This window comes from Roseobacter sp. EG26, from assembly GCF_049830555.1.
Taxonomy (GTDB): domain Bacteria; phylum Pseudomonadota; class Alphaproteobacteria; order Rhodobacterales; family Rhodobacteraceae; genus Roseobacter.
This window is the reverse complement of record NZ_JBNBLH010000009.1, coordinates 26,627-39,971: the sequence shown is the minus strand read 5'-3', so window position 1 is coordinate 39,971 and position 13,345 is coordinate 26,627. Positions and strand designations below refer to the sequence as shown.

Sequence of the window (13,345 nt, the reverse complement as noted above, 5' to 3'; positions counted from 1 at the left end):
TGCATCGTCTTCGCGGAACTCTACATGTATTCTGACATGAACCAACTCACAGATGGCCGCCGCGCAACAGGCTGCGATCTGGTCGTATAGCGCTCATCTAATTGCTGCCATCGGCATGCCGCATGGCGTGCCTTCTGCTTTGACGACATTTGAGCGAATACCAGATGACCTCCCCATCCGCGCTACGTCTTGCCATAGATATTGGTGGTACTTTTACCGATACCGTTCTTGCTGACGGTGACGGGCGATTGATCGGATCGGCCAAGACCGCGACAACACAGAAAAATCCGACGCAGGGTGCCGCTGCTGGCGCACATCAGGTGTTGCGTGCTTCAAGTCACCGCATGGAGGATGTTACCGGCTTTGTGCACGGGACCACCCTGGCCACCAACGCATTGATCGAGCGGCGCGGCGCGCGCGTCTCCACAATTACGACGGACGGGTTTCGCGACATTCTCGAAATCGGGTATGAACGCCGCTACAGCCAATATGACATTAATATCGACAAACCGGATTTACTGGTTCCTCGGTCGCGTAGTTTCACGGTTGTTGAACGGGTTTCGGTTGATGGCGAGGTTTTGGTCCAACTTGATCAGGAATCCGTTCATGCCGCGATAGAGGCGCTGATTGCATCAAGGACGGAGGCAGTAGCGATTTGCCTGCTCCATTCTTATGCAAATGCCCAACACGAACAACAGCTTCGCCGGATGATCAAGGCCCGGTTGCCCGACCTCGTTGTCTCGCTATCAAGCGAAGTCAGCCCCGAAGCGCGAGAGTTCGACAGGCTTTGCACGACGGTGGCAAACGCCTACATCCAGCCCCTTATGGGAAGTTACCTTTCTGATTTTGAAAGGTATTTCAACGCCATTGGCTTGGCGTGCCCAATCTTGATGATGACGGCCAGCGGCGGCATGACAACACTGGAAACGAGCCGGAGTTTCCCGATCCGGCTTGTTGAATCAGGGCCAGCGGGGGGCGCCATTCTCGCAGCGCGGGCGGCACGTGAATGCGATTTGGAGAGGGTCGTGTCTTTCGATATGGGGGGCACGACGGCTAAGCTCTGCCTCATCGACGGCTTCCGCCCTCAATCAGCCCGCAAGTTCGAAATCGCGCGAGCCGAGAGGTTCATAAAGGGCAGTGGCATGCCGGTTCGCATTCCGGTTCTGGAAATGATTGAAATCGGTGCTGGGGGCGGGTCAATCGCATCTGTTGATACCCTGGGGCGCCTCCAGATCGGGCCCAAGAGTGCGGGTAGCGACCCGGGTCCGGCGGCTTTCGGAAATGGCGGTACTGATGCGACGGTGACCGATGCTGACCTCCTCCTTGGCTACCTTGATCCCGTGAATTTTGCGGAAGGGAAGATTGGGCTCGAAACGGAGGCCGCCGAGGCGGCCTTGCGCAGTTCAATTTGTGACGGCGAAGATATTGATCCGGCGCAGGCCGCCATCGGCATCAGTGATATTGTGGACGAAAACATGGCAAGTGCTGCCCGCATGCATGCGGTGGAATCTGGCAAGAATCTCGGTGACCGCACGATGATCGTACTGGGCGGCAATGGGCCGCTACATGCGACACGCGTGGCCCGGCGCGCAGGCGTGAAGGAAATTTTGGTGCCACCCGATCCCGGGGTTGGTTCAGCGGTTGGATTTCTGTTTGCGCCCGTAAGCTTTGAAACCGTTCGCAGTCGTTACACGACCTTGGATCAGTTCGACGTTGTTGGGATCAATGCGCTTTTCGATGCGATGCTTGTCGAAGCTGAAATCATCGTCGCGCAGGGGGCACCAGGTCAGCCACAAACCCGCAGGCGAACGGCTTTCATGCGCTACAAGGGACAAGGCCATGAAATAGAGGTTGATTTGCCCGACCGTCAATTCGACCTGAACGATATCCCAGGGCTGGCGAAGACTTTCGAGGCCAACTATGCGCGCCAGTTTTCCCGTGCTGTGCCGGGAATGATTATCGAAGTGCTTAACTGGGGTCTCAGCGTTTCAACGCTGCCTTCTTCAAATCCCAAGGCAGCTCCAGTGGTGAGTAAACATTCCAAAAATATTTATACACGTCAGATCATTTGTGACCTGACCGGACGGGAGGCTACAGCGCAGGTCGTCGAGCGGGCAATGCTGGTTGCTGGTGACAATATCGCGGGGCCTGCGCTTATAACGGAGCCTCAGACCACGACCCTGGTGAGTGCGGATTTTGAAGCCAGACTGGATGCGTTTGGCAACATTCGGCTCGTAATGAAGCAGGAGGATAATCTATGAGTGCACTGTCAAGAACCCGGCTGCAGGTCATGTGGAATCGTCTCCTCGCGGTTGTTGAAGAGCAGGGTCAGGCGCTTATACGCGCGGCGTTCAGTCCGATCGTTCGCGAATGTGGCGACATTTCCGCGGGTATTTTTGACATCCATGGTCGGATGTTGGCGCAGGCCGTGACGGGAACACCCGGACATATCAACACGATGGCCGAAGCGGTGAAGACCCTGTGCAGCTTGTTCGACGCTGACCAGATGCAGCCGGGCGACATTTACATGACCAACGATCCATGGATCGCTTCGGGTCATTTGAATGATTTCCTGTTGATGATGCCCGCATTTTCGAACGGGACGGTTGTCGGATTTTCCGCATGTACCTCGCATCTGGTGGATCTGGGTGGTCTTGGGATGGGGCCGGAGGGGGCAGATATCTTTGATGAAGGGCTGTTGATACCGCCGTGCAAGCTGGTGGAAAGGGGAGAGATCAACAGCTTGTTGATGTCCATTATCAAGGCAAATTCTCGCGAACCGATTGCCAATGAAGGCGATATATATGCTTTGATCGCCTGTTGCGAAACAGGTGCCGACCGGTTGGTGAAAATGATGGCTGAATTCGGTATCGCGGACCTTGAGGTATTGGCAGACTACATAATCGACACTTCCCGCGCAGGCACGCTTTCGGCAATCGCCGATGTTCCGCGTGGCACGTATCGGAACAGCCTGACAGTTGATGGGTACGAATGCCCGATCGAATTGCACGCAACATTGACGATATCACCGGGTGGCGTATTGCTGGATTTCGCGGGCACCGATGCATGCTCTGCAAAAGGGATCAACGTGCCTTTGAACTACGCGACCGCATATTCGGTTTTTGCGTTACGCTGCATCATCGGCCCGGATATTCCAAACAATGCTGGCTCGCTTGATCCGTTTCAGGTGGTCGCGCCGGAGAACTGTATTCTCAATGCCCAGCCGCCGGCCCCGGTCGCCATGCGGCATACCTTGGGGCAAATGACCCCTGATCTGGTGTTTGGATGCCTGGCCCAGGCCCTGCCCGATAGCGTTCCGGCCGAAGGAGCCTCCTGCATGTATGATCTGCCAATTCGAAGCATGCCATCCACTTCCGGCAGTGCAGACAAGGAGTTCGCGCTGGAGCTTGTTTATAATGGGGGCACCGGGGCAAGGCCCGGCAAAGATGGGTTGTCTGCCACGGCGTTTCCAAGCGGTGTTTGGGGCAGTCAGGTAGAGACCACCGAGGCGGCAGCCCCTGTCATCATCAAAAAACGCATGCTGCGTCCGGACAGCGGTGGCGCTGGTAAATTTCGAGGCGGCTTGGGTCAGGATATTGAGCTTTGCGCTGCTGGTGACGAGGACATATTGCTGTTTCTGTCGGTGGAACGGATTAACAATGCCGCCCGAGGTCGGAGCGGGGGTGGTGACGGGGCTGCGGGCCACATTTCGCTCAAGAAAGCGAACAGCATTCTGGGCGGAAAGGGGCAATTCGTCATTCCGGCCGGAGAGACGTTGATTTTCCAGACACCAGGCGGGGGTGGATTTGGCCCGCCTTCGTTACGAGCGACAGACGCGTTGCGCCGCGATCTGGAAGATGAGTTAGTGAGCGGTGTGAAGCATCAGCAGCGCTGCGAAGCGGGTCAGGAGAGAGCCGAATGATCCAGCCGCTTCGCCATGTCGCAGAAATGGACCTCTATGCATTGGCTGCTGTTACCGACGCGGAGGACGCGAGACTTGTTTCACTGGCGCAAAACGAGAGCCTACGCGCGCCGTCGCCTCTGGCGGTCGCCGCCGCTAACTATACGCTATCGAATGGTGCGGCATACCCGGATCCTGATTGGAACAAACTTCGTTCGGCACTTGCATCACGCCATGGTTTAACCGCTGATAATATCCTGTGTGGTGCAGGATCCATGGAGCTTATCGCTGCTCTTGCGCAGTGCTTTTTGGATGGTGAACATCATGCATTGGCTTCGGAGTACTCTTATGCCTTCTTCGAAACGGCTGTGGCGCGCGTTGGGTCACGTCTCCTGAAAGCTAAAGAAGCGGCCTTTACCGTGAACATTCGGAGCTTGATTGAGAGTGTCACCGCGCAAACGCGCATTGTGTTTGTGGCAAATCCGGGGAATCCGACTGGCACCCGGATACCGACCAGAGACCTTCTCGCACTGCGCGCGGCGCTTTCACATGACATCTTGTTGGTCATTGATGAAGCCTATGGGGAATTCACCGAAGGGCTCGACGCACCAACGTTTGACATGGTTGAGACCGGCAATACGGTGGTGCTTCGCACTTTCTCAAAGGCGTATGGTCTTGCAGCCATGCGCATTGGTTGGGGGTATTTCGGTCCCCCTATTTGCGCCCATCTGCGCAAGGTGCTTAATCCCAACAATATCAACTCGGCCAGTCAGGCCGCCGCAACCGCCGCGGTTCTTGACGACGCTTACATGCGCGAAACAACGCGACTTACGTCAGAAATTCGCGACCGCTTCCAAGTATCCCTGATGCAGCTTGGTTACGCGCCACCGCCAAGCTGCGCAAACTTCATTCTGATTCCCTTTGCATCGGCAGAGAAAGCTGCCTTCGCGCAGCAAAGGCTATACGACGGTGGGTTCATTTTGCGCGGGATGAGCGGATACGGTTTGCCGGATTGCCTGCGGGCGACGATTTCCTCGGAACACCATATGCAGGGGGTGATAAATATCTTGAAGTCGCTGCGTCATCAAGGAGATACCATATGAGAACGGTCCAGCGATCACGGGCGCGGCTGGGTGTGTTCGTGCCTTTCACAAATACCAATCTGGAACCCGATTTGATGATGATGTGCCCCGCAGATGTCTCGGTTCACGTCACCCGGTTAGGTGGGTATGACGCAAACGAAGTGCCTGATTCCCGACAGATGGCGGGCTTAGGTGCGATGAATATGGACGAGCCCATAAGGTTACTGGCCGGTGTCGAGCCAGATATCGTGATCTATGGATGCACCTCAGCGACCATGGCACATGGACGGGATTTTGACGCCGCACTGTCGGCTCAAATAGCGTCCGAAGGCAACGCTCGAACGATAACCGCCGCAGGTGCCCTGGTTCACGCCTTGCAGGCGCTAGAAGCGGAGCGTATTGCATTTGCCTCTCCATACGTTCCCGTATTGAATGATCAGGCGATTGCGTTCCTTCAAAGTTGCGGGATCGAGACTGTGTCGCGGGCCGACGTTGCCGGAACGCTGGATAACGCGGGGCAGGGCAACATGTCGCCTGAAGAAGTTTTTGATCTCGGGTTGCAAGCGGACAGCAAAAAGGCGAAGGCGATTGTCCTGTCCTGTACGGATATGCGCGCCGTTGAAGTGATCGAAGCGTTGGAAACTGAGACGGGGAAGCCTGTGGTCACGTCCAATCAAGCAATCATGTTTCAGGCATTGAGCCAACTCAACCTGACTCCTGCGAGGTCAGGATTTGGTCAATTATTCGATATGCAGAACGCAGCTTTAAGAACCCGGTCGGAATAGGAAGAGATGATGAAAGTTATCGTTCATGCGCAAGAGACGGAAGCTCTTGTCGCGCAGTTGAGAGACGCGCATCCTGACATTCATATCTCTGCCTGCCAAACATATACTGACTTACCCGCGATGATTGAGACGGAAAGCCCCGATGCCGTTTACAGCATCCGTTTTGACAGTACATCGACCTATCCGGCAGACGCATTGCTGGGGCCCGGCGGACCAGATTGGATTGCTGTGGGCGGATCAGGCATTGACCACCTTGGGCATTGGGATTCCGCGAAAACCACGGTCACGAACGCGGCGGGGGTCGCCGCTGAGATGATGGCGGAATATGCGTTCGGTAGCTTTCTGCACTTCTCGCTGGATATTTCAGGGCTGCAAAGAGACAAGGAGAGGCGTGTCTGGGCGTCCCGCCTAATGTCGCCCCTGCGGGGAAAGACGCTTTTGATCATCGGGTTAGGGCATACAGGTAGCGCCATCGCTCGGCTTGGAAAAGCCTTTGGGATGAAGACCATGGGAACACGTGCGCGACCCGCGCCGGTGCCAAATGTCGATGAGGTGCACGCGCCCGGCGAATTGCCCCGATTGTGCCAGCAGGCCGACTACGTCCTTGTCAGCACACCGCTGGTGGCCAGCACCCGGAACCTCGTTGATGCAAGCTTGTTCGACGTTATGAAACCGGGCGTGGTTCTTGTCGATGTCTCCCGCGGCGGCGTCATCAATTCAAAGGATCTACTAGATGCATTGCGACAGGGGAAAATAGGCGGAGCGGCGCTGGATGTGTTTGAAACCGAACCCCTGCCAGCTGACAGCGCGTTTTGGGAATTGCCAAACATATTGATATCCCCTCATTGCTCCAGTGTTTTCGCTGAGTGGGATGCGGCGTCTATGAACCTGTTTTGTGAGAACCTGACGAGATGGCAAAAGGGTGAGCCTCTCAAAAATATCGTGGATCCGGTTAGGGGCTACTGAAATCCAGTTGCAGCGATACGTGTGTCGTTCGCATGGCCGAACAACAAATTTTCTAACTGGATTGCCGACGCTCTTTAAACGATCACTTCCTGCGCGATTTGATCACCAACCCCAAACACACGCTTGTAGCGGTCTATTTCCGCAATCGGCCCCATGGCTTTGTTGGGATTATCCGAGAGTTTTACCGTTGGCGCGCCATTGGCCTCAACCGCCTTGCAAACAAGTGAGAAGGGTGCGAGCCGATCATCTGGGACCAGCTTTCTGAAATCGTTGGTCAGCAAAGTACCCCAGCCAAATGAGACGTTGACCTGATCGGCAAAACGACTGTGGAGCGCTCTTATCTTATCCACGTCCAATCCGTCGCTGAAGATAATGCGCTTGTTGCTGGGGTCTTCGCCACGCGCCTTCCACCAGGCGATTGCCGTTTCCGCCGCTGTCGCCGGGTCGCCGCTGTCCACGCGGATACCGGTCCAGCCCGCCAGCCAATCTGGCGCCTTGTCCAGAAAACCCTTTGTGCCGAATGTATCAGGTAGGATGATCCGCAGATTCCCCTCATGTTCATCATGCCAGTCCGACAGAACGTCGTAAGGAGCCTGCGCCAGTTCCGCGTCTGTTTCGGCCAGCGCGGCATAGACCATTGGCAATTCATGCGCGTTCGTACCAATCGCTTCAAGCTCCCGTGTCATCGCGATCTTACAGTTTGAGGTTCCGGTAAAAGCGCTGCCCAGGCCTTCTCGCATCGCCTGGACGCACCAGTCCTGCCAAAGATAGCTGTGGCGGCGGCGCGTTCCAAAATCCGCAATGGACAATCCTGGAATGTCCCGCATGTTTTCGATCTTTTCCCACACGCGCGTCATCGCGCGCGCATATAGAACCTGCAGTTCGAATTTTCCCATACGGTTGAGTACGGAGCGGCCACGCAACTCCATTAAGACTGCAAGAGCGGGGATTTCCCACAGCATCACCTCGGGCCAGTCTCCTTCGAAAGTCAGCTCGTACTGGTCCCCCTTGCGCTCTAGATGGTAGGGTGGAAGGCGCAAGTTCTCGAACCACTCCATGAAATCTGGTCGGAACATCTGGCGTTTGCCGTAGAACGTGTTCCCGCGGAGCCATGTGCTCTCCCCGCGCGACAGCGACAGCGACCGGATGTGATCAAGCTGTTCGCGCAATTCGCCTTCATCAATAAGTTCGGCCAGCGGCACGTCCTTGGAGCGATTGATCAGGCTGAAGGTGACTTTCGTTGTACGCTTGTTCCGAAACACCGACTGGCACATCAGAAGCTTGTAGAAATCGGTGTCAATCAGCGATCTGACGATCGGGTCGATCTTCCATTTGTGGTTCCAGACACGGGTGGCGATATCAACCATTGGCGGCCTCCAGGGTAACACCTTCTGCCACCATGCTATCGCGCGCGGCATCCAATGAGCCATTCAGATCAATGGCCCGGCACAACCTTTCGCGAACGGTCACTTTGAAGCCCAGCTTTGCCGCATCGACGGCCGAGAAATTAACACAGAAATCCAGCGCCAGCCCGACCATGACCAAAGTATCGATCCCACGGGTGCGCAGATATCCTTCCAGCCCGGTGGGTGTGTCGCGGTCGTTCTCGAAAAAGGCGGAATAGCTGTCTATGGCGGGGTTGAACCCCTTTCGGATGATCAGATCAGCGCGGTCCGCCTGTAACTTGGGATGAAACTGCGCGCCGATGCTGCCCTGAATGCAATGGTCCGGCCAGAGAACCTGTGGCCCATAGGGCATCTCGATCATATCGTAAGGCGCTTTGCCCTCATGAGAGCTTGCAAAGGAGGAGTGTCCGGCGGGATGCCAATCCTGTGTCAGGATCACCACCTCTGCTGCTCCCATCAGGGCGTTGATTTCACTGACAATACGATCCCCTTCAGGCACCGCCAGAGCGCCACCCGGGCAAAAATCTTTTTGCACATCAATCACGATCAGAGCCTGGGTCATGTCGTCCACTCCTTTATCCACCCTTTTGGGTAAGGGGCGCATTGTGCGGCGTCAATGGTCGGTTCACTCCATCGCGCGACTGACCTCTTGCCTGCACCGCGCCAGAAGATTATCTGAGCGGCCATGTACACGATTGCCGCATTATATCACTTCACCCGTTTCGAAGACCCCGGGGCGCTGCAACCGGCGCTCAAGGAGCTTTGCAGGGCCCAGAATGTGCAGGGCACGCTGCTGCTGGCCTGTGAAGGTATCAACGGAACGATCGCTGGCCCACGGGCGGGCATCGATACCGTCATCCGGTATTTGCGTGCCTTGCCCGGCTGCGCAGATCTGGAATGGAAAGAAGCCACAAGCCAGGACGCCCCCTTTGGGAAAATGAAAGTCCGTGTCAAACGCGAGATCGTGACAATGGGCAAGCCGGACGTCGATCCGCGCGCGCGCGTCGGCCACTATGTTGAGGCCAAGGACTGGAATGACCTTATCTCGGCGCCGGACGTGGCGGTTATTGACACGCGCAATGACTATGAAGTCGCCATTGGCACCTTTGACGGCGCGGTCGATCCCAAAACCGAAAGTTTCGGTGAATTTCCTGCCTGGTGGGAGGCAAACAAGGAGCGCTTTCACAACAAGAAAATCGCGATGTTCTGCACCGGGGGTATTCGTTGTGAAAAATCAACGAACTACCTGCTGGGTCAGGGTGTCGAAGACGTCTATCACCTCAAGGGCGGCATATTGAAATATCTTGAAGAGGTGCCAGAGGACGAAACCAAATGGAATGGCGCGTGTTTTGTCTTCGACAACCGCGTCAGCGTGGAACATGGGTTGCGCGAGGGGCCGCATTCATTGTGTCATGGGTGCCGCCGTCCGATCCTGCCCGAAGACGTGAAGCGCCCGGAATATGAAGCCGGTGTGAGCTGTCATCGTTGTTTCAATGAAACCACCGAGAGTGACAAGAACAGGTTTCGGGAACGGCAAAAGCAGATGATGTTGGCCAAGGCCCGTGCGGGTTCCTGAAGCTAGGCGTGCATCACAGAAGGCGCGCGCGGCTTGCTGCGTGACAGCAGCCAAAGCATGATCGCAATGTTCAGGCCATTCCATAAGATGCCGTTGATGAAGGCGAGCTGATACGAGCCGCTGACGTCATAAATCCACCCAGACATCCATCCGCCCAAGGCCATACCCATGATCGTGGCCATCATCACAAACCCCACACGCGCTCCAGCTTCCTTGGCGGGCATGTATTCGCGCACGATCAATGCATAGCTGGGGACGATCCCGCCCTGGCTCAGCCCAAAGATCAGACTGACGACATAAAGGGACACGAGCCCGCCTGACGGCAGGTATAAAAACAGGGCAATGCATTGCAGTGCCGATCCAATGAGCAGGGTTTTGACACCCCCCAGTTGATCGGCAACGAGGCCCGAGACAATGCGGGACCCAACGCCTCCCAACAACATCAGGGCGAGCATCTCGGCTCCGACTGCAGGGCCATATCCCAAATCAACGCAGTAGGATACGATGTGAACCTGCGGCATCGACATCGCAACGCAGCAGCCGATTCCGGCCAGCCCGAGGATGTATTGCAATGCGCGCGGTGACAGCCCAGAGGATTGTGCATTCTGAAGGGATTGTGTTTGCGCCGCGACCTGCGCTTCTTGTGGCAGTTTTCGCCGCAATGCGAAGGACAGGGGGATCACACCGATCAATGTGATAACTGCCAAAAACACGTAGACGCTGCGCCAGCCTGTCGCTTCAAGCATTCCTGCCAGCGCCATTGGCCAGATCGCCCCTGAAAGGTAATTCCCACTTGCGACAAGCGCCACGGCGATCCCACGCCTGCGTACAAACCAGTGGGATATGTCGGCGATGAGCGGGCCAAACCCGACAGCTGACGAAAAGCCGATCAGCAGCTGAGCGGCGGAAAGAACCCAGATGGACTGGCTGAGCGTCGCCAGCCCAAACCCCAGGGCGATCCCGCTTGCAGCACCGGTTAGTGCCACCGTCACACCGTATCGGTCAATCGCCTTGCCAATCGCGAAATTGCCGATCGCAAAGCCAATCATCGTGAGGGTATAGGGCATTGACGCCAATGCACGACCCGCTCCGAATTCAGCTTCCACAGCTGGCATGATCACGATGATTGCCCACATGCCGACGTTGGCGATCATTGCGATCACCAGTGTCAGAAGCAATCTGATCCAGGAATATGGGCTGTCGGTGACCGGCATCTGCGCCTCCATTGGCGTATCTGCCCCCAACGGGCCCGGCGACGCAAGCAAACATTCCCGTGATCCGTTAAGCTCGTGGAAAGACCTTTCACGGTATGACTTGGCTTGGGTGAATATGAGAGTGGTGGAGATATGGGCGCGCAGAGCAATCTGGCACCAGTCATCATCAAACGAAAAAAGATAATTGCCGGTGGCCACCATGGTGGTGCCTGGAAGGTCGCATATGCGGACTTCGTGACCGCAATGATGGCTTTTTTCATGATGATGTGGCTGTTGAATGCAACGACCGAGCAACAACGTCAGGGGTTGGCGGATTACTTTTCGCCGACCATTCCGATAAATCGCGTCTCCGGCGGGGGCGACGGTTCCTTTTCGGGTGATAGTATATTCTCGGAAGAAACCCTTCCGCAGAATGGCTTAGGTGCCACGACCAAACACGCTGCCCAGAAGGAACAATCGCGCGGCGAAGCCGGCACTGCGTCCGATGACGGAGAGCAGGATCAATCCGCCGAAGAGCTTCAAAAAGCGATTGACGAGCTTCTGGGCCGAGGCGGTGAAACGACCGTCATGAAAAATCTGCTCAAACACATCGTCACCCGGATCACCGATGAAGGTTTAGTCATCGAGCTGTTCGCCCTTGATGGGTTGCCGCTGTTCGAAGACGAGACCGACAATCCGACCGAATTGATGGAAACGCTTGTGGCCTTGGTTGCTGACGTCAGCAGAAGCGTCACCAACGATGTCGCAATCGGGGGCCATGTTCGATCAAAGCCCGTAGTGCTGGCGCAGAACCTCGTCTGGGACATGTCTTCACAACGGGCTTCTCGGACCCGGACGCTGCTGCAGAAGAACGGTTTGAATTCCGACCGTGTTCAGCGTGTCACCGGCCATGCTGACCGTGAGCTGGTGCACCGCAATCCCCTGGCAACGCGCAACAATCGGGTGGAAATCATCCTGCTTCGGTGAATTGGGGCATAAATAGGGCGCATTTTATCTGTTAGCGCCGTGTTAAGTCCGGGTGTCTATCTGGGTGGTCAATGGATGATCACATCAGAAAGGCGTGCCCATGACAATTTCATCTTCGCTCAATGCAGGCGTTGCAGGACTTCAAACAAATGCTCAGCGACTGGCGTCAATCTCGGACAACATCGCTAATTCCTCAACCTTTGGCTATAAGCGGGTGGAAACAGATTTCGAATCCATGGTGTTGTCATCCGGTGGCGGCTCCTATGCTGCCGGTGGCGTCAGGGCTGCCTCACAGCGGTTGATTGATCAGCGCGGCACCCTGATTTCGACGTCAAATTCGACTGACCTTGCCGTTCGCGGCAAAGGCATGTTGCCGGTCGCACAAGCGGCACAAGTACAGACTGCCGGCGCTGATGCGCCCATGTTCCTGTCCACAACCGGATCATTCCGTACAGATGCCGAAGGATATCTGACATCTCAGTCCGGACTTGTCCTGATGGGGTGGCCCGCTGCTGCGGATGGTACAATTCCAAACTATCCTCGTGATTCCGCAGACGGCCTTGAACCCATCAGGATCAATACAAGCCAACTCGCAGGTAATCCCACTCTTTCGATGAGCCTTGGGGTGAACCTGCCCGCCACAGAGACAGAGTTCGGAGCCGCGGCGCTTACGGAACAGTTATCCGTAGAGTATTTTGACAATCTGGGGACATCCCAAAGCATCAGCATCACTTTTGAACCGACCGCGCCCGCGGCGGCGGGCGACCCCGCCACAAACGAGTGGACCATGACAATGACTGATTCCGCGCAGGGCGGAGACCAGATTGGCCGGTACACGCTCACATTTACCGATGCGCGTACAGGTGGTGGTACGCTCGCAACGGTGACGCCAATTGCGACAACGGCACCAGTAGGTGCCAGCCCCGCGTATGATGCCGCAACCGGTCAGGTGACGGTCAACGTGGCCGCGGGTCCAATCTCCGTTGACATTGGTACGATTGGCGACACCGAAGGTTTATCGCAACTGTCATATAATTTTGCGCCAATTTCCGTGACCAAGGATGGCTCCGCGATTGGCAACTTTATTGGTCTGGACGTAGACCCGAACGGCTTTGTCCGTGCGAGCTTTGACACCGGTGAAATTCGTACGGTCTATCAAATTCCGCTCGTCAACGTCGCAAATCCGAATGGGCTTCAAACCTTCGATAGTCAGACATATTTGCCCTCACGGCAAAGCGGTGCCTTCTTCCTGTGGGATGCCGGTGATGGGCCAACTGGCGATATCGCTTCTTTCGCAAGAGAGGAATCTACCACGGATGTCGCCGGGGAGTTGACCGACATGATCAAGACCCAGCGCGCTTACTCTTCTAATGCCAAGGTCATCCAAACGGTTGACGAGATGTTGCAGGAAACCACCAACATCAAACGATAATCTCTTTTCGCAAGTAA

Annotated in this window: 11 protein-coding genes; 8 read left to right on the top strand and 3 right to left on the bottom strand. The window is 56.0% G+C overall.

Annotated elements, in window-relative coordinates; translation table 11 throughout:
- Nucleotides 1–164 precede the first annotated feature (164 nt).
- The 5 genes from ACOTTU_RS18735 to ACOTTU_RS18715 are packed head-to-tail and all read left to right on the top strand — an operon-like array spanning nt 165 to nt 6,734.
- Entirely contained in the window at nt 165–2,261 is a 2,097-nt protein-coding gene (locus tag ACOTTU_RS18735) for a hydantoinase/oxoprolinase family protein (protein ID WP_425660134.1), read from the top strand.
- Entirely contained in the window at nt 2,258–3,922 is a 1,665-nt protein-coding gene (locus ACOTTU_RS18730) for a hydantoinase B/oxoprolinase family protein (protein WP_425660133.1), read from the top strand. The genes ACOTTU_RS18735 and ACOTTU_RS18730 overlap by 4 nt, the downstream gene beginning before the upstream one ends.
- Nucleotides 3,919–5,004: a pyridoxal phosphate-dependent aminotransferase gene (locus ACOTTU_RS18725; RefSeq protein ID WP_425660132.1), complete on the top strand. Its 1,086-nt coding sequence runs from the start codon at nt 3,919–3,921 to the stop codon at nt 5,002–5,004. The genes ACOTTU_RS18730 and ACOTTU_RS18725 overlap by 4 nt, the downstream gene beginning before the upstream one ends.
- A complete protein-coding gene (locus tag ACOTTU_RS18720) occupies nt 5,001–5,768 on the top strand; it encodes a maleate cis-trans isomerase family protein (protein WP_425660131.1) in 768 nt (255 codons plus the stop codon). The genes ACOTTU_RS18725 and ACOTTU_RS18720 overlap by 4 nt, the downstream gene beginning before the upstream one ends.
- 9 nt (nt 5,769–5,777) lie before the next feature.
- A complete protein-coding gene (locus ACOTTU_RS18715; RefSeq protein ID WP_425660130.1) occupies nt 5,778–6,734 on the top strand; it encodes a D-2-hydroxyacid dehydrogenase in 957 nt (318 codons plus the stop codon).
- A gap of 74 nt (nt 6,735–6,808) precedes the next feature.
- On the opposite strand, the gene pncB is transcribed toward ACOTTU_RS18715, so the two are convergent.
- Nucleotides 6,809–8,101, bottom strand: a complete 1,293-nt coding sequence (gene pncB / locus ACOTTU_RS18710; RefSeq protein ID WP_425660129.1) for a nicotinate phosphoribosyltransferase — start codon at nt 8,099–8,101, stop codon at nt 6,809–6,811.
- The gene (gene pncA, locus ACOTTU_RS18705; protein ID WP_425660128.1) at nt 8,094–8,702 is read right to left on the bottom strand and encodes a bifunctional nicotinamidase/pyrazinamidase; all 609 of its coding nucleotides are present in this window, start codon (nt 8,700–8,702) and stop codon (nt 8,094–8,096) included. The genes pncB and pncA overlap by 8 nt, the downstream gene beginning before the upstream one ends.
- 123 nt (nt 8,703–8,825) lie before the next feature.
- On the opposite strand from pncA, the gene ACOTTU_RS18700 reads away from it, so the two are divergent.
- Nucleotides 8,826–9,716 (top strand): rhodanese-related sulfurtransferase, encoded by an 891-nt coding sequence (locus ACOTTU_RS18700; protein WP_425660127.1) that lies wholly within the window; start codon nt 8,826–8,828, stop codon nt 9,714–9,716.
- Nucleotides 9,717–9,718: 2 nt separating this feature from the next.
- Here the strand turns inward: ACOTTU_RS18700 and ACOTTU_RS18695 are convergent, their stop codons facing one another.
- Nucleotides 9,719–10,930, bottom strand: a complete 1,212-nt coding sequence (locus ACOTTU_RS18695) for an MFS transporter (protein ID WP_425660126.1) — start codon at nt 10,928–10,930, stop codon at nt 9,719–9,721.
- A 132-nt stretch (nt 10,931–11,062) separates the two neighbouring features.
- Here ACOTTU_RS18695 and ACOTTU_RS18690 point away from each other — a divergent pair, with 132 nt between their 5' ends.
- Together ACOTTU_RS18690 and ACOTTU_RS18685 are read left to right on the top strand one after the other, a co-directional pair.
- The gene (locus ACOTTU_RS18690; RefSeq protein ID WP_425660254.1) at nt 11,063–11,896 is read left to right on the top strand and encodes a flagellar motor protein MotB; all 834 of its coding nucleotides are present in this window, start codon (nt 11,063–11,065) and stop codon (nt 11,894–11,896) included.
- Between the two features lie 100 nt (nt 11,897–11,996).
- Nucleotides 11,997–13,328, top strand: coding sequence for a flagellar hook protein FlgE (locus tag ACOTTU_RS18685; protein WP_298921848.1), 1,332 nt, complete (start codon nt 11,997–11,999; stop codon nt 13,326–13,328).
- The last annotated feature ends 17 nt before the right edge of the window (nt 13,329–13,345 follow it).